The 19,640-nt window shown below is 70.8% G+C and carries 19 protein-coding genes, 1 pseudogene and 1 riboswitch; of the genes and pseudogenes, 9 read left to right on the top strand and 11 right to left on the bottom strand.

Going from position 1 to position 19,640, the window contains the following annotated elements; translation table 11 throughout:
- Positions 1 to 76: 76 nt before the first annotated feature.
- From OHT74_RS21845 to OHT74_RS21835, 3 genes and pseudogenes are all read left to right on the top strand, one after another.
- Positions 77 to 912, top strand: a pseudogene (locus OHT74_RS21845) (helix-turn-helix domain-containing protein).
- Positions 896 to 1,150, top strand: a complete 255-nt coding sequence (locus tag OHT74_RS21840; protein ID WP_328621116.1) for a DUF397 domain-containing protein — start codon at positions 896 to 898, stop codon at positions 1,148 to 1,150. The pseudogene OHT74_RS21845 and the gene OHT74_RS21840 overlap by 17 nt, the downstream one beginning before the upstream one ends.
- A 172-nt stretch (positions 1,151 to 1,322) precedes the next feature.
- Entirely contained in the window at positions 1,323 to 1,901 is a 579-nt protein-coding gene (locus OHT74_RS21835; protein ID WP_328621115.1) for a Uma2 family endonuclease, read from the top strand.
- Between the two features lies 1 nt (position 1,902).
- On the opposite strand, the gene OHT74_RS21830 is transcribed toward OHT74_RS21835, so the two are convergent.
- A complete protein-coding gene (locus OHT74_RS21830) occupies positions 1,903 to 3,306 on the bottom strand; it encodes an outer membrane protein assembly factor BamB family protein (protein ID WP_328621114.1) in 1,404 nt (467 codons plus the stop codon).
- Positions 3,307 to 3,372: 66 nt separating this feature from the next.
- Entirely contained in the window at positions 3,373 to 4,554 is a 1,182-nt protein-coding gene (locus tag OHT74_RS21825; protein WP_328621113.1) for a S8 family peptidase, read from the bottom strand.
- A 380-nt stretch (positions 4,555 to 4,934) separates the two neighbouring features.
- Between OHT74_RS21825 and OHT74_RS21820 the strand changes: the two genes are divergently transcribed.
- Positions 4,935 to 5,267 carry a protease inhibitor I9 family protein gene (locus OHT74_RS21820; protein WP_328621112.1) on the top strand — a complete coding sequence of 111 codons (333 nt, stop codon included), beginning with the start codon at positions 4,935 to 4,937 and terminating at the stop codon, positions 5,265 to 5,267.
- Between the two features lie 31 nt (positions 5,268 to 5,298).
- On the opposite strand, the gene OHT74_RS21815 is transcribed toward OHT74_RS21820, so the two are convergent.
- Together OHT74_RS21815 and OHT74_RS21810 are read right to left on the bottom strand one after the other, a co-directional pair.
- Positions 5,299 to 5,952 (bottom strand): GNAT family N-acetyltransferase, encoded by a 654-nt coding sequence (locus OHT74_RS21815; RefSeq protein ID WP_328621111.1) that lies wholly within the window; start codon positions 5,950 to 5,952, stop codon positions 5,299 to 5,301.
- A gap of 230 nt (positions 5,953 to 6,182) precedes the next feature.
- Positions 6,183 to 6,782 carry a phosphoribosylanthranilate isomerase gene (locus OHT74_RS21810; RefSeq protein ID WP_328621110.1) on the bottom strand — a complete coding sequence of 200 codons (600 nt, stop codon included), beginning with the start codon at positions 6,780 to 6,782 and terminating at the stop codon, positions 6,183 to 6,185.
- Positions 6,783 to 6,994: 212 nt separating this feature from the next.
- On the opposite strand from OHT74_RS21810, the gene OHT74_RS21805 reads away from it, so the two are divergent.
- On the top strand, positions 6,995 to 7,492 hold the full coding sequence (locus OHT74_RS21805) for a Uma2 family endonuclease (protein ID WP_266666031.1): 498 nt from the start codon (positions 6,995 to 6,997) through the stop codon (positions 7,490 to 7,492).
- An 87-nt stretch (positions 7,493 to 7,579) separates the two neighbouring features.
- On the opposite strand, the gene groL is transcribed toward OHT74_RS21805, so the two are convergent.
- The 4 genes from groL to thrC form a co-directional block, all read right to left on the bottom strand.
- A complete protein-coding gene (gene groL, locus OHT74_RS21800; protein ID WP_266666030.1) occupies positions 7,580 to 9,202 on the bottom strand; it encodes a chaperonin GroEL in 1,623 nt (540 codons plus the stop codon).
- A 409-nt stretch (positions 9,203 to 9,611) separates the two neighbouring features.
- The gene (locus OHT74_RS21795; RefSeq protein ID WP_005315736.1) at positions 9,612 to 9,815 is read right to left on the bottom strand and encodes a cold-shock protein; all 204 of its coding nucleotides are present in this window, start codon (positions 9,813 to 9,815) and stop codon (positions 9,612 to 9,614) included.
- Positions 9,816 to 10,198: 383 nt separating this feature from the next.
- Entirely contained in the window at positions 10,199 to 10,477 is a 279-nt protein-coding gene (locus tag OHT74_RS21790) for a MoaD/ThiS family protein (RefSeq protein WP_266666029.1), read from the bottom strand.
- Positions 10,478 to 10,511: 34 nt separating this feature from the next.
- On the bottom strand, positions 10,512 to 11,786 hold the full coding sequence (gene thrC / locus OHT74_RS21785) for a threonine synthase (protein ID WP_266666028.1): 1,275 nt from the start codon (positions 11,784 to 11,786) through the stop codon (positions 10,512 to 10,514).
- A gap of 17 nt (positions 11,787 to 11,803) precedes the next feature.
- Positions 11,804 to 11,953: riboswitch (SAM riboswitch) on the bottom strand.
- A gap of 197 nt (positions 11,954 to 12,150) precedes the next feature.
- Here thrC and OHT74_RS21780 point away from each other — a divergent pair.
- On the top strand, positions 12,151 to 13,101 hold the full coding sequence (locus OHT74_RS21780; RefSeq protein ID WP_266672925.1) for a glucosyl-3-phosphoglycerate synthase: 951 nt from the start codon (positions 12,151 to 12,153) through the stop codon (positions 13,099 to 13,101).
- A 45-nt stretch (positions 13,102 to 13,146) separates the two neighbouring features.
- Positions 13,147 to 14,607, top strand: coding sequence for an alpha,alpha-trehalose-phosphate synthase (UDP-forming) (locus OHT74_RS21775; RefSeq protein ID WP_266666027.1), 1,461 nt, complete (start codon positions 13,147 to 13,149; stop codon positions 14,605 to 14,607).
- Positions 14,608 to 14,655: 48 nt separating this feature from the next.
- Here OHT74_RS21775 and otsB read toward each other — a convergent pair whose 3' ends face one another.
- From otsB to OHT74_RS21760, 3 genes are all read right to left on the bottom strand, one after another.
- Complete coding sequence (gene otsB / locus OHT74_RS21770; protein ID WP_266666026.1) at positions 14,656 to 15,519, bottom strand: trehalose-phosphatase; 864 nt, start codon at positions 15,517 to 15,519, stop codon at positions 14,656 to 14,658.
- A 68-nt stretch (positions 15,520 to 15,587) separates the two neighbouring features.
- Positions 15,588 to 15,872, bottom strand: coding sequence for a DUF3263 domain-containing protein (locus OHT74_RS21765; protein WP_266995405.1), 285 nt, complete (start codon positions 15,870 to 15,872; stop codon positions 15,588 to 15,590).
- Between the two features lie 83 nt (positions 15,873 to 15,955).
- Complete coding sequence (locus OHT74_RS21760; protein WP_266666024.1) at positions 15,956 to 17,257, bottom strand: extracellular solute-binding protein; 1,302 nt, start codon at positions 17,255 to 17,257, stop codon at positions 15,956 to 15,958.
- Positions 17,258 to 17,468: 211 nt separating this feature from the next.
- Between OHT74_RS21760 and OHT74_RS21755 the strand changes: the two genes are divergently transcribed.
- A complete protein-coding gene (locus OHT74_RS21755; RefSeq protein WP_328623363.1) occupies positions 17,469 to 18,401 on the top strand; it encodes an ROK family protein in 933 nt (310 codons plus the stop codon).
- A complete protein-coding gene (gene nagA / locus OHT74_RS21750; RefSeq protein ID WP_328621109.1) occupies positions 18,401 to 19,552 on the top strand; it encodes an N-acetylglucosamine-6-phosphate deacetylase in 1,152 nt (383 codons plus the stop codon). The genes OHT74_RS21755 and nagA overlap by 1 nt, the downstream gene beginning before the upstream one ends.
- The last annotated feature ends 88 nt before the right edge of the window (positions 19,553 to 19,640 follow it).

Here is a 19,640-nt window from a genome sequence, read left to right as displayed (position 1 = left end):
CACAGAGTGGCGGCGGGCTCGCTAGCCTTTCCATACGGACACCGCAACAACGGCACGTGTTGCCAGGAGAGTTGTCATGGCAGGTAAGAACCTCGACCCGTCCTCCTCACCCCGCGCGCTGCTCGGCGCCGAACTCCGCGTGGCCCGCGAACGCGCGGGCCTCAGCCAGGCCGAGTTGGGCGAACCCCTCTTCGTCAGCGGCTCGTTCATCGGCCAGCTCGAAGCCGGTACGCGACGCATGCACATCGAATTCGCCCGGCAGATCGACGAGATCCTCGGCACGGACGGCTTCTTCGTCCGCAACTGCGGCGCGGCGGCCAAGTCCAAGTACCCGGACCACTTCGCGGCGGCGGCGGAAGCCGAGGCTCTGGCGAAGGCCATCCGCGAGTACGCGCCACTCATCATCCCGGGTCTGTTGCAGACGGAGGCGTACGCACGCGAGGTCTTCCGCGCGTACCAGCCGACGGCGACGGAAGAGACCATCGACGAGCTGGTCACGAACCGACTGGCCAGGGCCGCCCTGCTCAGGATCCAACAACCCCCCTGTTTTGGTGCGTGCTTGACGAGGCCGTTCTGCGCCGGGCGGGCGACAGCAAGGCTGTCCTGGCGGAGGCCCTGCGACACATCGCGAGCCTGATCCAGTCACACCGCATCATCGTGCAGGTGCTGCCGTTCAGCGCCGGTCTGCACGCAGGCCTCTTGGGCTCCCTCAAGTTGATGTCCTTCGAGGACGCGCCTCCACTCGCCTACGTCCAAGGCATGGGCACGGGGCAGCTGTTCGACGATCCGGCCACGGTCACCCACCACACCCTGACCTACGATCTCCTCACGGCCAACGCGCTGTCACCGCGCAAGTCCCTGGCCTTGATCGAGTCGGTGGCGGAGGAATACGAAGATGACCAGCACGCCTGAATACGACCTGTCGGCAGCCGTCTGGCACAAGTCCAGCTACAGCGGCGGCGACGGCGGCGATTGTCTGGAGATGGCCACTTGGCGGAAGTCCACCCACAGCGACGGCAGCGGCGGCAGCTGCCTCGAAGTCGCCGACGGCCTTCCCGACCTCGTCCCCGTCCGGGACTCCAAAGTCCCGGACGGCCCGCACCTCGCCTTCAACGGCCCGGCCTGGACGGCGTTCGTCGCCAGCCTCTGACCCGTCGAACTCGCGGGTCACACCATTGGGCTAACCATCTGTGCCCGGACGGACACGGCTCGGCATATGCCTCTAGCGCATGCCGAGCCGTAGCTGAACGGAGTCACACATGGCGCTTCACAGGGTCCTTCGCCGGGCGTGCAGGGCACCATGGAGTCGGGGAGGCGATCCCATGTCCGCTCGCTCCACCCGGCGTCCCCAGATGACCCTCGATGACTTCGAAGCACTTGAGCGCGGCGCACCCGAAACCGTGACGCTCGAATTCATTGCGGGAAAGCTAGAGGTCAAGCCAGTACCCGACGGTGACCACGGAGCCATCTTCATGTGGCTGCTCCGCCAGTGCATGCAGCAGCGGCCCGAACTCGACCTACACCCCGAGCAGGGTCTGGTAGTCGAGCATTACCGCGCCGGACGTGCCCGCCCCGACGGCGTTCTCGCACCCGTCGCGCACTTCGCCGGCCAGGGGGAGTGGGCCGACCCCACAGGCGCCCTGATGGTCGTGGAGGTGACCTCCCACGATGCGGACACCGACCGGCATGACCGCTGGGAGAAGCGCGACGGGTACGCGGCGGTCGACATCCCGGTCTACCTGCTCATCGACCGGCAGAGCTGCACGGTGGCCGTCCACAGCGATCCCAGCGGTGGCTCGTACCGCGAGAGCCCCTCCTTCCCGTACGGCGAAACGGTCAAGATCCCGGACCCGGTCGGCATCACGCTCAGGACCGAGGCCCTGAAGGACTACGCGGCCTGACTCACCAGCCGATCGCCGGGGTCACGTCGAAGATCGGCGGGAGGCGGCCGTTGTCGTCGAGGTTGACGAACGTCCTGCCGTAGAGGGCGAACGACTCGCCCAGCCGGAGGCGTCGCAGGACCGTCGACTCGCCGAGCGGCTTCCCGCTGCCCGGGTCGAGGTGCCAGAGGTGGATGTACCCGCCCTCCGTGACCACGGCGATCCGGCCGGTCCGGTCGGCGGCCAGGGTGCGGATCCGCCAGTCGTTCTCGAAGGCGCGGGTCCACAGGTGGCGGCCGTCCTTCAGGGAGAACGCCGCCAGGACCTCCCGCTCCTCCCGTTTCGGGACCGACGCGTACAGCACGTCGCCCGCGACCAGCCACTCCGTCTCGCCCGTGGTCGGGACGTACGGCGCCTGCGACTCGGCGTTCGGGCGGCCCGCGTCGTCGAACACCAGCAGGCGTCCGTCACCGACGGCGGCGGCCGGGGAGGCCGACACGATGCGCGGGGGCTCGTACCCGACCGGCATCGCGAACCGCCAGGCGACGGCACCGGTGCGGGCGCCGAGCGCGAACAGCTCGACACCCTGGTCGGTCCGGGCCAGGAGCAGGACCCGGTCGGGGCCGGCGGCGACCTCCATGGCGACGGCGCCCGCGGGCAGCGGGGAACGCCACAGCTCGGCACCGGTGCCCAGGTCGTGGGCGAGTACGGCGTCCGCGGTCGCGGTCACGGCCAGGGAGCCGCCCGCGGACGGCTTGCCCACGAGCTTCGGGATGTCCTTGGTCCAGCGCTGCTCGCCGGACGTGACGTCCACCGCCACCAGGCGGTTGCCGCAGGTGCTCTCCGCGGTGGTCAGGGTGAGCAGGCCGGTGCCGGAGGGGGTGTCCCCGCTCATCGCGCACACCGCGCCGCCGGCCGGGGCGCGGAAGCTCCAGCCGTGACGGCCCTCCCCGTCGTAGCCGGTCACGCCGTCCGCGCGGGCCCGGACCACGACCCCCGACGCCGGGCTCCCCGCCCAGGAGCCGATCGGCTTGTCCGCCCCCGGGCCGTCCGGGACCTGGTACGAGAACAGGTCCATGTGCGGGCCGCGCAGCCACGAGAAGCCGAGCCAGCCGGGCCACAGGGCGCCGAGCGCGACGGCGACGGCCAAGAGCCAGCCGACGGCGGAGCGGTACCCGCGGCCCTTCACGGCCGACCACCACAGGCCGCCCGCGGCGAGCCCGGCGACCAGCGCCCACAGCGCCAGCGGGCCCAGCCCGCGCGGACAGCCGGCGGTATATCCCACGCTGCACACGATGTGGGACATGTCCGCGGTCAACTTCAGGCACAGGACGGCGTACAGCACTGCGACGGCGCTGAACGCGCAGGCCGCGGCGAGCCGTACGTGGTCCCGGAGCCGCTTCAGGAGCGGCGATGGCGTGTCCATGATCCCCCTCGGCCCGCAGCCTATCCGCGAACGGGCCGGGGCCGAGCGGGTCGGAACCTCTGAGCGTCAGAGGCCGCCGGTGTTCAGCAGCTGGTTGGGCGTGCCCTTGCTGACGCTGGTCAGGACGTCCTTGGTGGACTCGTCGTCCAGGAACTCGGCGATCTCCGCCGGGGCGGCGGTCGGGTGCGCCTGCTTGTAGAGGGCGGCGACACCGGCGACGTGCGGTGCGGCCATCGACGTCCCGTCGAGGGCCACGCTGCCACCGCCGAGCTTCGCGGAGACGATGGCCTGGCCGGGGGCGTAGAGGGTGACGCACGTACCGATGTTGGAGAAGGCGGTCTCCTCGTCCCACTGGTTGCTCGCCGCCACCGTGACCACGCGCGCGGCCGACGCGGGCGAGACCGTGCACGCGTCGATCGCCGAGTTGCCCGCCGCGATGACCGGCAGCACGCCCGCGTCGGAGAGCGCGGTCGCCGCGTCGTTGACCGCCGTCGACCTGTCCCCTCCCAGGGACCCGTTCAGCACGGCCGGCTGCTTGGCGTTCTTGGCCACCCAGTCCATCCCCGCGATGATCCCCGACCAGGTGCCCTTGCCGTCACAGCCGAGGACGCGGACGCTGACCAGGTTCGCCTTGCGCGCGACCCCGTACGTCGCCCCGGCCACCGTGCCCGCCACGTGCGTGCCGTGGCCCTGGCAGTCCAGGCCGTTGCGGCCGTCGCCGATGGCGTCGTAGCCGGCCTTCGCGCGGCCGCCGAACTCGGAGTGCCCGTAGTCGATGCCGGTGTCGAGGATGTACGCGGTCACCCCGGCGCCGTTGCCCTCGGTGGTGAAGCTGTCATCGAGCGGCAGTTGCTTCTGGTCGATCCGGTCCTGGCCCCACGAGTTCGACGGCGCCCGCATGCCGGGCGTGCTGGTCGGCGTCGGTACGGACTGCACCGCGGCGTCCTCCTCGACCGACTTCACCCCGAGGCTGACCCGGACGATCTGAAGCTGGAGCGGCGTCAGCGGGACCGCGAAGCCGTTCAGCGCCGAGGTGTAGACGAAGGACGGCTTCAGGCCGAGCTTCGTCGCGGCCTTCGCCGCGTCCACCCCCTTCTCCAGCGTCACGATGTACTTGCCGGGCACGGCGTTCGCGGAGGTGTGCAGCGGTACCGGGGTCGGCTCCGGGGTATCGGCGGCGGCCGTGCCGGCCGCGACCGGGGGCACGGTGAGGAGGGCGGCGGCCGCCAGGCGTGCGAGCAGGCGCATGGAAGGAACTCCCTGAAGGGGGCGGGACGGAAGGCCGGCATGAATGAGCCGCCCCGACGAGGACGAGTGCCTCTGCGGGGGCGGCCTTCCGTTCCATCGGTGCCACCCCGGCGCGTCCTGAACCGCCGCCCCCCGCCCGGCCGATCCTCCGGCGCCCGCGTCAACACGTGCTGTCGCACAAGCTGCAGAAAGGGCTATCCCCTGCGGCGTCAAGCCCGTGCCGCACGCGGTCCCGGCCCGCACGGCCGACGGGCCACCAGCAAGATCACCCGTATGGCCCGCCCCCACACTAGGGAGCACACGGCCGGTGCGCCCCTGGTGCCCCCGCCACCCCGGCGGACGTCGTTGACCTGCGCCGTTGTACGTGATGGCGTCGCCCCATGCGCACCCGTCCGAGCCGGGCCCTGCCCGCAGCCGTCGCCGTACTGGCCGTGTTCTCCGCCCTGCCCGTGTCGGCGGCCGGCGCCACCGTGCGCGAGCCCGCGCCGTACACGGCGCCCGTCGACCACCCCTCGTACATCGTCACCGTACGGAGGGACCTCGACCCGGCCGACGTGGCGCGGCTGGTCGGCGTCACCCCGGTCCACGTGTACCGCACCGCCCTGCACGGCTTCGCCGCCCGGCTCAACCCCGGCCAGGTCGCGGCCCTGCAGGCGCTGCCGGGCGTCGAGACCGTCGAGGAGGACGGCACCGCCTCGGCCGGGGCCGCCTAGCCTGGTCCGGCCGGTCACTGCCTTGTTCAGCTCACCGGGCGGCGTCCGTCGGCTCGTACCAGAGGCTCGTCATCGGGGAGCGCGTGGTCCAGCCGAGCGAGGAGTAGAGCGCCCGGCCCTCGGGCGTGCCGACGAGGAGACCCGTCCTTGCACCGGCCTCGTACGCGGTGCTCTGCAGCGTGCGCATCACCAGGCCGCCGAGGCCCTTGCGCCGGTGCTCGGCGGCGGTCTCGACCTGGTCGACCACGACATGGGTGCCGGCACGGGCGATCTGTCCGCGGGCGGCGAAGTGCCCGTCGCGCGTGCGGACCAGCACTCGGCTGACGCCGCCCCGGGTCCAGCTGGTGCGCGTGTAACCGGCCGGCAAATCAGGGCTCTCCGGCGCAAGATGACAAGTCATCAGAAAACCCGGGCTGTCGCACCGCCAGCCCGGCCCGACCCAGGGCAGGACCGCCTGCTCCTCGGCGAACAGCTTCAGCCACGTCCCGGGCGCGCTCGTAGCGGCGACGATCTTGCGTACGTCGGCCTCGGTGGGCTCCGGCAGCACGTGCCGGGCCACGTGCTTGGGCTGCCCGACGTCGATCGTCCACCCCCACGGCTCGTCGATCGGGTCCGAGCTGCCGCGGGAGACGACCCAGCCGTCGATCCACATCCGCACGAGCTCACCGAGCCTGGTCTCCGGCATCGCCGCCCGCCCCCTTGAATGGTAATAGGTGATACTGCCAGGGGAACCTTACGCGACAGGGGCGGGATCTGACCATGGGAGCCGTTCCCGGAGAAAGCCGACCAGAGCTCCGACCACAGGAAGGACAGGCCCTAACTTGATCTTTAACCTGTGCGGCGTGGGCGAGGGGCAACCGGCCACGGGGCGGTCAGCTGATCGCCCGGACGCGTCCTGGTGCCCTGGGTGCCCGGTCAGCCCCGGGCGGCCTCGATGAAGGCACGGATCAGGTCGGGGGACTTCACCCCGCGCTCCCGCTCCACCCCGCTGGACACGTCCACGCCCCAGGCGCCGGTGGTCTCCACGGCCTCCCGGACGTTCCCCGGGGTCAGTCCGCCGGCCAGCAGCCAGTGGCCCCCGGGGGCGGTGAACTCCTCGGAGCCCCAGTTCCACGGCTTGCCGGAGCCGGGGTCGGGCGCGTCGAGCAGCAGCAGGTCCTCCCCGTACTCCCCGCAGCGCTTCACGTGCTCGGCGGTGGCCCGCAGCAGGATCCGCCCCTCAGCGCGCAGCGCCTCGTAGTACTCCGGGCCCTCGTCCCCGTGGAGCTGGACTCCCCGTACGCCGCTCTCCTCGGTCAGCCGCCGGACCTCCTCGACCGGCTGCCCGCGGAAGACCCCGACGGTCAGCATCCCGGCCGGCACCCGCGCCGCGAGCTCCCGCGCCGCGGCGGCGTCGATCGTGCGGGGACTCCCGGCGGCGAAGACGAACCCGACGGCATCGGCCCCGGCGGCCACGGCCACGTCTACGTCGTTCGCGGTCTTCAACCCGCAGATCTTCACGAACAGCTCGCTCATCCCCCCAGTCAACCAAACCGCCCTGTTGGGTGGTGATCCGTCTCGCCACCCGGGCGCGGCCACCCGCGCGCCGCTAGCCTGGAACGGGGCTCACGCCCAGTGCACGGCACGCCACGCGGAGGACAACGGTGACGATCATGATTGAACGGGCCACACCGATAGAGCAGGCGGCACCGCCGACATTCGAGACGCTCCTGCGCACGGTTGCGGAGATGAACACGCCAGACGGCTTCAAGGCCGAGCTCATCCGGGGGAAGATCATCGTGTCGCCGTTCTCCAAGCTGCGCTACTCGCGTCGCATGCGTTTGCTGCGCGAGCAGCTCCAGGCCCATGTCCCCAAGGGACACTTCGCAGACACGTCACCCTTCCTCTTCCGGTTCCCGGCAGCGGAGCGCGGCTACGGACCCGACCTGTACGTCGCGGATGAGGCGGCCTTCGAAGAGGAGGGGCTGCACGCGGACGGAGCGGCGCTGTCGCTGGTCGGAGAGTTCACGTCCGTCTCCACCAGGGACGCGGACTGGAACGAGAAGCTCGACGTGTACGGCCGGCTCGTGCCCGTCTACCTGGTCGTCGACATGCAGGACTCGGAGATCACCTGCTTCTGGGACCCCTCCCCGCACGGATACCGCTCCCGTACGACGGTGTCCTTCGGCAAGCCCCTGCACGTCCCGGAGCCGTTCGACTTCGCGATCGACACCACCGGCTTCTGAAACCGTCCGGGAACGCCCGAGGGCGGCACCCCCCTGTACGGGGAGTGCCGCCCTCGGTCGAAGAACAGCCGATCAACCAGAGGTCGATCAGAAGTCCATGTCACCACCCGGCATGCCGCCGCCCGCGGGGGCACCGGCCTTCTCGGGCTTGTCGGCGATGACGGCCTCGGTCGTCAGGAACAGCGCGGCGATGGACGCGGCGTTCTGCAGGGCAGAGCGCGTGACCTTCGCCGGGTCGATGATGCCCTCGGCGATCATGTCCACGTACTCGCCGGTCGCGGCGTTCAGGCCCCAGCCGACGGTCAGGTTGCGGACCTTCTCCACGACGACGCCACCCTCGAGACCACCGTTGACGGCGATCTGCTTGAGCGGGGCCTCCAGGGCGAGCTTCACGGCGTTGGCGCCGGTCGCCTCGTCACCCGACAGGTCGAGCTTCTCGAAGACCGCGGAGGCCTGGAGCAGGGCCACGCCACCACCGGCGACGATGCCCTCCTCGACGGCAGCCTTCGCGTTGCGGACGGCGTCCTCGATGCGGTGCTTGCGCTCCTTGAGCTCCACCTCGGTCGCGGCGCCGGCCTTGATGACGGCCACGCCGCCGGCCAGCTTCGCGAGGCGCTCCTGGAGCTTCTCGCGGTCGTAGTCCGAGTCGGAGTTCTCGATCTCGGCGCGGATCTGGTTGACGCGACCCTGAACCTGGTCGCTGTCACCGGAGCCGTCGACGATCGTGGTCTCGTCCTTGGAGATGACGACCTTGCGGGCGCGGCCGAGCAGGTCCAGGCCCGCGTTCTCGAGCTTGAGGCCGACCTCCTCGGAGATGACCGTGCCGCCCGTGAGGATGGCGATGTCGCCGAGCATGGCCTTGCGGCGGTCGCCGAAGCCCGGGGCCTTGACGGCGACGGACTTGAAGGTGCCGCGGATCTTGTTGACGACCAGGGTCGACAGGGCCTCGCCCTCGACGTCCTCGGCGATGATCAGCAGCGGCTTGCCGGACTGCATGACCTTCTCGAGCAGCGGAAGGAGGTCCTTCACGTTGCCGATCTTGGAGTTGACGATCAGGATGTACGGGTCGTCCAGGGACGCCTCCATACGCTCCATGTCGGTGGCGAAGTACGCCGAGATGTAGCCCTTGTCGAAGCGCATGCCCTCGGTGAGCTCGAGCTCCAGACCGAAGGTCTGCGACTCCTCGACCGTGATGACGCCTTCCTTGCCGACCTTGTCCATGGCCTCGGCGATGAGCTCGCCGATCTGGGTGTCGGCGGCGGAGATGGAGGCGGTCGAAGCGATCTGCTCCTTGGTCTCCACGTCCTTGGCCTGGTCGAGCAGGGCGGCGGAGACGGCCTCGACGGCCTTCTCGATGCCGCGCTTGAGGGCCATCGGGTTCGCACCGGCGGCCACGTTGCGCAGGCCCTCGCGGACGAGCGCCTGGGCGAGAACGGTGGCGGTGGTCGTACCGTCGCCGGCGACGTCGTCCGTCTTCTTGGCGACTTCCTTGACCAGCTCGGCGCCGATCTTCTCGTACGGGTCCTCGAGCTCGATCTCCTTGGCGATGGAGACACCATCGTTGGTGATCGTGGGGGCGCCCCACTTCTTCTCAAGGACGACGTTGCGACCCTTGGGGCCAAGGGTGACCTTGACGGCGTCGGCGAGCTGGTTCATCCCGCGCTCGAGACCGCGCCGGGCCTCCTCGTCGAACGCAATGATCTTGGCCATCTGAAGTGGTCCTCCAGGACTGGGGTTCCCCCTGCGCCGCCGGCGCGTGGGGAGGGTTGGATTGCTCCGGACCGCGCCCGCGCCCGCGACGGACGGCCTGCGTGCCCGGCGGTTCCTTCCCGCCGGACCCTGCGGGCCTCACCGACCCGGTCCTGTGTAGTAGCACTCTCGGCACGAGAGTGCTAACGCCAATGATTAGCACTCGACCCCCTCGAGTGCAAGCGGCTTGAGGGAACGCCGGGCCCCGGCACGAGGGGCGGCACGGGGGCAGCACGGGGCGGCACGGGGGCAGCACGGGGCGGCACGGGGGCGGCACGGGGGGCAGCACGGGGCAGCACGAAGGGCCCGCATCCCTCCTCAAGGATGCGGGCCCTTCATGTGTATGCGTCGGTGGTCGATCGCGCCGGGGCTAGACGGCGAGCTTGACCATGTCCGCCTGCGGACCCTTCTGGCCCTGCGAGATCTCGAACTCGACCCGCTGACCCTCTTCAAGGGTGCGGTACCCGTCCATCTGGATGGCGCTGTAGTGGACGAACACATCCGCACCACCGTCGACCGCGATGAAGCCGTAGCCCTTCTCCGCGTTGAACCACTTGACGGTGCCCTGAGCCATGCCTAACTCCCCTATTACTGGCCCTTGCGCAGGACCGCACTTCGCGGTCCCGGGTCAGAACTTGCGCCGGAACGCCTCGACCGGGGCTGAATGTATCTGCACCGCTGCTGTCTGCAACAGGTCAATCCGACGAGAAATCTGGACACGGGGATACATTGAAATAGAGTGAAAATTTGGCATATTGCCGGGCAACTCGGACCCGGCATATCTCGCCAAAGCCCCATACCGCACTTGCATATTGACTCAATGTCAACCCTCGCTCGACCCGCTCATATGCGGCTGGCAAGAACAGCGGAGGGGACTTCCCCAACCCTACCGCGCCCAACCAAGCAGAATTGCCCCCTCCGCTTTTAGCGGAGGGAGCAATTCTGGGCTTTCGCGTATCAGCAGCCGCCGGCGACGGCGGGAATGATCGAGACGCCCGCGCCGTCCGGCGTCACCGCGTCCAGGCCGCCCTCGAAACGCACGTCGTCGTCGTTGACGTAGACGTTCACGAAGCGGCGCAGCTTGCCCTGGTCGTCCAGGACGCGCGCGGAGATGCCCGGGTGGTTCGCCTCCAGGGACGCGATGACCTCGGAGAGGTTCGCGCCCTCGGCGGTGACCTCGGCCTGGCCGCCGGTGTAGGTGCGCAGGATGGTGGGGATGCGGACGTTGACGCTCATGGGCGCTACTGCCTTTCCGGGTGTCAGGGGGAGATCAGGCGAGGTTGGCGGCGCGGAACGCGTCCAGGCTCGGGCGGATGGTGGCGGTCTGTCCGCTGTCCGCGGCCACCGCCTCCAGGGTCTTGAGGCCGTCACCGGTGTTCAGGACCACCGTGGTCAGCGCCGGGTCGAGCTGCCCGTTCTCGATGAGCTTCTTGGTCACGCCGACGGTCACGCCGCCCGCGGTCTCGGCGAAGATGCCCTCGGTCTGCGCGAGGATCTTGATCGCCTCGACGACCTGCTCGTCGGTCACGTCCTCGACGTAGCCGCCGGTGCGGCGCGCGATGTCCAGGACGTACGGGCCGTCGGCCGGGTTGCCGATGGCCAGCGACTTGGCGATGGTGTTCGGCTTCTGCGGGCGGACCACGTCGTGGCCGGCCTTGAACGCGGTCGAGACCGGGGAGCAGCCCTCGGCCTGGGCGCCGAAGATCTTGTACGGCTTGTCCTCGACCAGGCCGAGCTTGATCAGCTCCTGCAGACCTTTGTCGATCTTCGTCAGCTGCGAGCCGGACGCGATCGGGATCACGATCTGGTCGGGCAGCTGCCAGCCGAGCTGCTCGCAGATCTCGTACGCGAGCGTCTTGGAACCCTCGCCGTAGTACGGGCGCAGGTTGACGTTGACGAAGCCCCAGCCCTCGCCCAGCGGGTCGCCGATGAGCTCGGAGCAGAAACGGTTGACGTCGTCGTAGTTGCCCTCGATGCCGACCAGGTCGCCGCCGTACACACCGGCCATGACGACCTTGCCCTGCTCGAGGTCGTGCGGGATGAACACGCAGGAGCGGAAGCCGGCCCGGGCGGCCGCGGCGCCGACGGCGCCGGCCAGGTTGCCGGTGGAGGAGCAGGACAGGGTGGTGAAGCCGAAGGCGCGGGCGGCCTCGACGGCGATGGCCACGACGCGGTCCTTGAAGGAGTGCGTCGGGTTGCCGGAGTCGTCCTTGACGTACAGCTTGCCGGTGACGCCGAGCTCCTTGGCCAGGTTGGCCGCGTCCACGAGCTTGGTGAAGCCCGGGTTCAGGCTGGGCTTGGAGGCCACGTCCGCGGGGACGGGCAGCAGCGGGGCGTAGCGCCAGATGTTGTTCGGGCCGGCCTCGATCGCGGCGCGCAGGGCTTCCGGGTCCCCGGTGGGAAGGTCGTAGGCGACTTCCAGAGGTCCGAAGCATTCGACGCAGGCGAAGATGGGTCCGAGCTCGAAGCGGGTACCGCACTCACGACACGAGAGGCCGGTGGCAGGTCCGAGATCGACAGAGGTGGCAACAGTCTGTGCAGCCATGATGGCGAGGCCCTTTCTCCTCATCTTCCCCATGGCGCACTTCGCCATGAGACGGAATTGGCACCTTCCCTAGCCGGGGACCTCGCTGCTGCAAGCTGGCGCGAGAACCGACTGGAGGGTTGCCGGGGCTTCAACGGGCCGTGTCCCTCTGCCCCTCTGGATGAGCGGTATGGCACCGGGTCGCGCACTCCATGGCGCGTCCGGGCGTTTGTACGCGGGGACCCCCGGCATGCGGTGGTCCTTCGCGTTGTTCAAGACTGTAACGGAAGGTCCGGGTGGTTGAGACAGCCGTCCGAACCGCGAGATGGATCACTTTTCGGCTGAAACCCGCCGAGGACGAATGAGGAAACAGGGAGTGCCGAACGTGCTGGAAGAGGTGGAGCGCTGGTTTGCGGACCGCTCCTGGTCCGCGGCCGACCGACCGCTCGACCAGCTGCTTTCCGCCAAGCGGGCGGCAGGCACCACGGTCAGCGTCGTCCTGCCCGCGCTCGACGAGGAGGAGACGGTCGGCGCCATCGTCGAGGTGATCCGTCGCGATCTGATCGACGGGCTGCCGGTGCCGCTGGTCGACGAACTGGTGGTGGTCGACTCAGGCTCCACCGACCGGACGGCCGAGGTGGCCGCGAAGGCGGGTGCCCGTGTGGTGCACCGCGACGACATCCTGCCGCGGATCCCGGCCGTGCACGGCAAGGGTGAGGTGCTGTGGCGCTCGCTGCTGGTGACCACCGGCGACATCGTCTGCTTCGTGGACGCCGACCTGCGGGACTTCTCCTCCGCCTTCGTGTCCGGGATCGTCGGCCCGCTGCTGACTGAGCCGGACGTGCAGTTCGTCAAGGCGATGTACGACCGCCCTCTGGGGGGCTCCCCCGGTCAGGGGGGCCGGGTCACCGAGCTCGTCGCCCGGCCGCTCCTCAATCTCCACTGGCCGCAGCTGGCCGGCTTCGTCCAGCCGCTGGGCGGCGAGTACGCCGTGCGCCGCTCCCTGCTGGAACGTTTGCCCTTCCCCGTCGGGTACGGCGTCGAGCTGGGCCTGCTGGTGGACGCGCTGCACACCGTCGGGCTGGACGCGCTGGCCCAGGTGGACGTCGGCGTACGGCTCCACCGCCATCAGGACGGCCAGGCACTGGGCCGGATGGCCGCGGCGATCTACCGCACGGCGCAGCTGCGGCTCTCGCGCGGGCATCTCGTACGGCCGGAGCTGACGCAGTTCGAGCGCGGGCCGAACGGGTTCGTACCGCGGACGTACGCCGTGGACACCGAGGAGCGGCCGCCGATGGCCGAGGTCAAGGAGTACTCCGGCCGCAGGGTGGCGTGAGGGAACTGACGTTTGAGCGGGCAGGCCCCGGGCTAGGTTCGCCGCATGGCTTCCCAGGTACTCGTTGCAGCGAACCGCGGCCCGCTCTCCTACCTTCTCTCCGACGACGGCACCCTCACGGCCCGGCGCGGCGGGGGCGGGCTCGTGTCCGGCCTCTCCGCCGCCCTCGCCCGGCAGCCGGAGGCGCTGTGGATCTGCGCGGCGCTGTCGGAGGCGGACCGGGAGGCGGTCCGCCGCGGTGTCTCCGAACCCGGTGTCCGGATGCTGGACATCGATCCCACCACGTACGACGACGCGTACAACGGCATCGCGAACTCGGTGCTGTGGTTCACGCACCACCACCTCTACGACATCCCGCGCGAGCCGGTCTTCGACGCGCAGTTCCGGCGGCAGTGGGAGTCGTACGTCGCCTACAACCACGCCTTCGCAATGGCGCTGGCACAGGAGGCCGGCGAGGGCGCGGCGGTGCTCGTGCAGGACTACCACCTGGCGCTGGTCCCGGGTGAGCTGCGGGAACTGCGGCCGGACCTGAAGATCAGCCACTTCACGCACACCCCGTGGGCCTCGCGCGAGTTCCTGGACATGCTCCCCGACGACGTCCGGGCGCAGCTGATGTGGGGCATGCTCGGGGCGGACGTGGTGGGCTTCCACACGTGGGCGTGGGCGCACAGCTTCATGACCGCGGCGCAGCTGGACGACGAGCGGGGCATCGCGGAGCCGAAGACGGCGGCCGGGGTGGACCCGAGGGACGCGCCGTACATCGAGAAGATGACGAGGGGCCCGGTACGGCACCGGCGGACGACCGTGGCCGTGTACCCGCTGGGCGTGGACGGCGACGAACTGCGGGCGCTGGCGCACCGGCCGGAGGTGAACGACAAGCTGGCGGCGCTGCGGGCGGAGACCGGGGACCGCAGGACGATCGTCCGGGTGGACCGGACCGAGCTGTCGAAGAACATCGTGCGGGGGCTGCTGGCGTACCGGGAGCTGCTCACCGAGCACCCCGAATGGCGGGGCCGGGTGGTCCACCTGGCCTCGGCCTACCCGTCCCGGCAGGACCTGGCGGTGTACCGGTCGTACACGGAGGCGGTGCGGGAACTGGCGGAGCGGATCAACGAGGAGTTCGGCACGGAGGACTGGCAGCCGGTGCTGGTGTCGGTGAAGGACGACTTCGCGCGCTCCCTGGCGGCGTACCGGCTGGCGGACGTGGCGCTGGTGAACCCGGTGCGGGACGGGATGAACCTGGTGGCGAAGGAGATCCCGGTGGTCTCGGACGCGGGGTGCGTGCTGGTGCTGTCGACCGGGGCGGGGGCGTACCTGGAGCTCCGTGAGGACGCGCTGACCGTGAACCCGTACGACGTGTCGGAGACGGCCGATGCGCTGCACGCCGCCCTGGCCATGCCGGCCGAGGAGCGTGCCGAGCGCACGAAACGCCTGGCCCTGGCGGCCACGGCCCTCCCCCCGACGGCCTGGTTCACGGCCCAACTGGACGCCCTCCGCGAGGCGTGACGGCAACCGCTGCGCGGGGCGGGGCCTTCTCCCCGCCCCGCGCAGCGGTTACGGCGTCGGGCTCGCGGAGCGGATGGCTTCGGCCAGGGTGGCCAGGAAGGCGACGACCTCCTGCGGGCCGTTCAGGACGAGGTCGGCCCGGGAGGCGAGCTCGGGAACCTCGGCCGAGCCACTGGCCACCAGCAGCCCCGGCATGCCGTCGGTCCGCAGTTTCTCCACGGCGGCGTACGCGGCGAGGTCGCCCAGGTCGTCCCCCGCGTACAGCACGGCCTCGGCACCCGTCTCCGCCAGGTACTCGGTCAGGGCCACGCCCTTGTCCATCCCCGGCGGCCGCAACTCCAGCACCGCCCGCCCCGGCTCCACCATCAGCCCGTGCCGCGCCGCCAGCTCGGCCAGCGGCTCGCGCAGCGCGGCGAAGGCCGCTTCCGGGTCCTCGGCGCGCCGGGTGTGCACGGCCAGCGCCCGGCCCTTCTCCTCGATCCACGTACCGCGCCAGGCTCCGATGGAGTCCAGGAATCCGGGCAGCTCCGCCCGTACGGCGGCGACTCCCGGGTGCTCGGCCGGGGTGTGCACGATGCCGCTCACCGCGTCCCACCGCTCGGCCCCGTAGTGGCCGAGGACCACCAGGTGTTCCAGGCCGGCAGCCCCGGCGAAGCCCCCGTAGCGCACCGCGACCCCCGCCGGGCGGCCGGTGATCACGGCCACCGAAGACACCTCCGGGGCCAGCGCGGCCAGCGCCCCGACGGCTCCCGGGTGGGCCCGCGCCTGGTCCGGGTCCGGGACGATCTCGGCGAGGGTGCCGTCGAAGTCGAGCGCGACCACGGAACGGCGGGGTGCGCGGAGGAGGGCTTCGAGTCCCTCGCGTCCGGCGGTGGTGACGGGCATCGGCAGGCTGTGCGGATGGCTCCCCATACGGACGACCCTAACGGCCCTGCCGGGCCACGGCTACGGCGCGCGGCGGGCCCGTGGGCGCCGATGCGTCAGCGCCGGGCCCGCTGGGCTTCGCGGATGCGGCGGAGCCGGTTGACGGTGCCGGGCGCGTGGGCCAGCGCCCGCGGGTCGTCCATCAGCACGTTGAGCAGCTGGTAGTAGCGGACCGGGGTCATCCCCAGCCCTTCCCGTATGGCCCGTTCCTTGGCCCCGGGCCCGGGCCAGGTGCGTCCCTCGTACGCGAGAACCGCGGCCTCGGCGGCCGTCAGCCCCTCGTCCGGCCCCTCGTCCAGCCCCTCGTCCGGCCTCCCGTCCGGGCTCCCGTCGTCCGTCATACCGCCAGATTAACGCCGCCCTCCGACAGCCACCGGGCGCCCTCCGCCGAGCGGCGGGCGCCCGCGGCCGGCCGGCCCGCGGGTCAGTGGGCGTCGGCCTTGCGCGCCGCCTCCGCGATGTCCTCGAGGACCTTCGCGGGCTGCCCGCCCGGCTGCACGCTCTTGCCGATGTTCTGCTTGACGTCCTCGCTCACCCCGGCCCAGGACTTCTTGCCGACGGGGTAGAGCCGGGCGTTCGGCAGCGCCTGCAGGAACGTCTTCAGCTGCGGGGCGGCACCCCCCGTACCGGCGTCCGTCGCCCGGTAGCCGCTCGTCGTGACCGGCAGCAGGTCGTACTTGTTGGTGAAGGCCGTCACGTTCTTCGCCTGGTACAGGTAGTCCAGGAACTTCCCGGACTCCTTGCGGTGGCCGTTCTTGAAGGCCATCACCCAGTCCGCGACGCCCATCGTCGGGTGCTCGGTCCCGTCGGCGGTCGGCATGGCCACCATGCCGAACTTCACGCCCTTCTCCCCCGCCTGCTTGATCAGCGTGGGGTGGCCGTTGAGCATGCCGACCTCGCCCCGCGCGAACGCGTCGAACGCGGCCCGGCGGTCCGTCTTCGCCGGTTCCGTCGGCCCGGTCAGCCCCTGGCCGACCATCTTGTCGCGCAGGAACTCGAAGGTCTTGACGTTCTCCGGGGAGTCGATCGAGTACGCCTCCTCGTTGTCGGTGTAGCCGCCACCGCCGGAGAGCATCCACATCATCGATTCGGCCTGCGCCTCCTCGCGGCCCAGCGGCAGCGCGAAGGGGGTCGCCACGCCCGCGGCCTTGAGCTTCTTCGCGGCGGCCTCCAGGTCGGCCCAGCTCTTCGGCTGCCAGCCGCCCTTGGCGTCCTTCGGGATGACCCCGGCGTCCGTCAGCAGCTTCTCGTTGTAGAAGAGCAGGCGGGTGCTGGCCACGAACGGCATGCCGTACTGGACCCGCCTGACCTTGCCCGCGTCCGCGAGCGGCGCCAGGAAGTCGGCCTCGGTGGTGACGGAGAGCAGCTCGTCCGCCGTGTACAGCTTGCCGGCGGCCGCGTAGTCGGCGTAGGCGCCGATCTGGGCGACGTCGGGGGCCTTGCCGGCCTTGACCATCGCCGCGACCTTGGCGTCGACCTCGGACCAGGAGTAGACGCTGACCTCGACCTTGACGCCGGGGTGGTCCTTCTCGAAGCCTGCGGCGAGGTCCTTCCAGTACCCCGACGAGGAGTTCTGCGGATTGTCCCCGTAGTCGGCCGCCACGACCCGCAGGGTCACCTCGTTGTTCCCGGTGAGACTCCCCACGGCTCCACAGCCGGTCAGCGCCACGGCGGTCAGGCCCAGCGCGGCTCCGGTCGCGGCCAGGCTCAGGTAACGGCCCTTCACAGTTCTCGATCCACCCCTTGTTGTACGTACGATCCACGTAAGGTCTACACCACTTTGGCGGCTCGTCCACATCGGGAAACGCACCGTGCCCGGTTCGTGTCCCGTCCGAGGTCGCGAATTTGTATGGCAGCTCAACAATCCCTTCCAATGGACTAGACCTTTCCCCGCCGAGCACGCGAGACTGTCACCTGTGAAACCCGTGAAACACGCCGTGAAGCACGTCATCGCCCTCGATGTGGGCGGCACCGGGATGAAGGCCGCCCTCATCGCCGACGACGGCACCCTGCTCCACGAAGCGCGCCGCGCCACCGGCCGCGACCGGGGCCCCGACGCCGTCGTCGAGACGATCCTGGAGTTCGCCGCCGAGCTGTCGGACCTCGGCCGCGAGCGCTTCGGCATGCCCGCTTCCGCGGCCGGCGTCGCCGTCCCCGGCATCGTCGACGCCGAGAACGGGATCGCCGTCTACGCGGCGAACCTGGGCTGGCGCGACGTACCGATGCGCGAGCTGCTCAGCAGACGGCTCGGCTCCCTCCCGGTGGCCCTGGGCCACGACGTCCGCACGGGCGGACTCGCCGAAGGCCGCATCGGCGCCGGCCGCGGCGCCGACCGCTTCCTGTTCGTCCCCCTCGGCACCGGCATCGCCGGCGCCATCGGCATCGCCGGCCGCATCGAGGCCGGCGCACACGGCTACGCGGGCGAGATCGGCCACATCGTGGTCCGCCCCGGCGGCCCCGCCTGCGGCTGCGGCCAGTACGGCTGCCTGGAGACCCTCGCCTCGGCGTCCGCCGTGAGCCGCGCCTGGGCGAGCGCCTCCGGCGACCCCGCCGCGGACGCCGCCGACTGCGCCAAGGCCGTCGAGTCCGGCGACGCGCGCGCCCGCGAGGTGTGGCAGGCCGCCGTCTGCGCCCTCGCCGACGGCCTGGTCACCGCGATCACCCTGCTGGACCCGCGCACTCTGATCATCGGTGGCGGGCTCGCCGAGGCAGGGGAAACCTTGTTCACACCACTACGGAAGGCCGTCGAGGAGCGCGTGACGTTCCAGCGGCTGCCCGACATCGTTCCGGCGGCCCTCGGGGACACCGCCGGATGCCTGGGCGCAGGGCTGCTCGCCTGGGACCTACTCGCCACGGAGGTACCTGCCTGATGTCCGGAAGCGCACACAGCACCGTTCTCTCCGGCGCCAGGGTGGTGCTGCCCACCGGGACCGTGGCGGGCGGCCGCGTCATCGTCGACGGCGCGCGCATCGCCGGCAGCGCCGGCGAGGGCGCGAGCACCGTCGACCTGTCCGGGCACTGGATCGTCCCCGGCTTCGTGGACATGCACAACCACGGCGGAGGCGGCGCCTCCTTCACCTCCGGCACCGCCGAGGAGGTCCTGAAGGGCGTACGGACCCACCGCGAGCACGGCACCACCACGCTCGTCGCCTCCACCGTCACCGGCGACCTCGACGAACTGGCCCGCCGCGCCGGGCTGCTCGCCGAGCTGACCCAGCAGGGCGAGATCGCGGGCATCCACTTCGAGGGCCCGTTCATCAACGCCTGCCGCAAGGGCGCGCACAAGGAGGAGCTGCTGCGCGACCCCGACCCGGCCGAGGTCCGCAAACTGATCGACGCCGCGCGCGGCGCCGCCCGCATGGTCACCCTCGCCACCGAACTCCCGGGCGGGCTGGAGTCCGTACGGCTGCTGGCCGAGCACGGGGTCATCGCCGCGATCGGCCACACCGACTCCACGTACGACCAGACGCGCCAGGCCATCGAAGCGGGCGCGACCGTGGCCACCCACCTGTACAACGCGATGCCCGGCATGGAGCACCGCGCCCCCGGCCCGATCGCCGCGCTGCTCGAGGACGAGCGGGTCACCGTCGAGCTGATCAACGACGGCACCCACCTGCACCCGGCGATGCTGGAGCTGGCCTTCCACCACGCGGGCGCGCACCGCGTGGCGCTGATCACCGACGCGATGGACGCGGCGGGCTTCGGCGACGGGATCTACCACCTCGGGCCGCTGGAGGTCGAGGTCAAGGAGGGCGTGGCCCGCCTCGTCGAGGGCGGTTCGATCGCCGGCTCCACGCTGACCCTGGACACCGCGTTCAAGCGGTCGGTGACGCTGGACAAGCTGCCCGTCGAGTCCGTGGTCCAGGCGATCTCCGTGAACCCCGCCAAGCTGATCGGCCTGTACGACGAGGTCGGCTCGCTGGAGCCGGGCAAGTACGCCGACCTGGTCGTCCTGGACGCGGAGTTCGACGTCAAGGGCGTCATGCGGCGCGGCGAATGGATCGTGGATCCGCTGGTCTGAGCGGGTATGGGAGGCAGGCGGGCGGCCCGCGGGACTGGGCCGCCCGTACTGCTGTTTGGCATGATCCCGGCACACACCGAGACCGGGG

It is taken from the genome of Streptomyces sp. NBC_00354 (genome assembly GCF_036106915.1).
In the GTDB taxonomy this organism is placed as follows: Bacteria; Actinomycetota; Actinomycetes; order Streptomycetales; family Streptomycetaceae; genus Streptomyces.
Note: the sequence above shows the minus strand (reverse complement) of the source record. Positions and strands in the feature narration are given on the sequence as shown.

Excerpts from the sequence above, each read along its gene's own strand:
- OHT74_RS21825 (WP_328621113.1), bottom strand. The coding sequence starts at position 4,554 with ATGCGCCTGCTCGCACGCCTGGCGGCCGCCGCCCTCCTCACCGTGCCC.
- OHT74_RS21775 (WP_266666027.1), top strand. The coding sequence starts at position 13,147 with ATGGCTTCCCAGGTACTCGTTGCAGCGAACCGCGGCCCGCTCTCCTAC.
- groL (WP_266666030.1), bottom strand. The coding sequence starts at position 9,202 with ATGGCCAAGATCATTGCGTTCGACGAGGAGGCCCGGCGCGGTCTCGAG.
- OHT74_RS21820 (WP_328621112.1), top strand. The coding sequence starts at position 4,935 with ATGCGCACCCGTCCGAGCCGGGCCCTGCCCGCAGCCGTCGCCGTACTG.
- OHT74_RS21765 (WP_266995405.1), bottom strand. The coding sequence starts at position 15,872 with ATGACGGACGACGGGAGCCCGGACGGGAGGCCGGACGAGGGGCTGGAC.
- otsB (WP_266666026.1), bottom strand. The coding sequence starts at position 15,519 with ATGGGGAGCCATCCGCACAGCCTGCCGATGCCCGTCACCACCGCCGGA.
- OHT74_RS21835 (WP_328621115.1), top strand. The coding sequence starts at position 1,323 with ATGTCCGCTCGCTCCACCCGGCGTCCCCAGATGACCCTCGATGACTTC.
- OHT74_RS21810 (WP_328621110.1), bottom strand. The coding sequence starts at position 6,782 with ATGAGCGAGCTGTTCGTGAAGATCTGCGGGTTGAAGACCGCGAACGAC.
- OHT74_RS21840 (WP_328621116.1), top strand. The coding sequence starts at position 896 with ATGACCAGCACGCCTGAATACGACCTGTCGGCAGCCGTCTGGCACAAG.
- OHT74_RS21805 (WP_266666031.1), top strand. The coding sequence starts at position 6,995 with ATGAACACGCCAGACGGCTTCAAGGCCGAGCTCATCCGGGGGAAGATC.
- OHT74_RS21815 (WP_328621111.1), bottom strand. The coding sequence starts at position 5,952 with ATGCCGGAGACCAGGCTCGGTGAGCTCGTGCGGATGTGGATCGACGGC.
- thrC (WP_266666028.1), bottom strand. The coding sequence starts at position 11,786 with ATGGCTGCACAGACTGTTGCCACCTCTGTCGATCTCGGACCTGCCACC.
- OHT74_RS21790 (WP_266666029.1), bottom strand. The coding sequence starts at position 10,477 with ATGAGCGTCAACGTCCGCATCCCCACCATCCTGCGCACCTACACCGGC.
- nagA (WP_328621109.1), top strand. The coding sequence starts at position 18,401 with ATGTCCGGAAGCGCACACAGCACCGTTCTCTCCGGCGCCAGGGTGGTG.
- OHT74_RS21830 (WP_328621114.1), bottom strand. The coding sequence starts at position 3,306 with ATGGACACGCCATCGCCGCTCCTGAAGCGGCTCCGGGACCACGTACGG.
- OHT74_RS21795 (WP_005315736.1), bottom strand. The coding sequence starts at position 9,815 with ATGGCTCAGGGCACCGTCAAGTGGTTCAACGCGGAGAAGGGCTACGGC.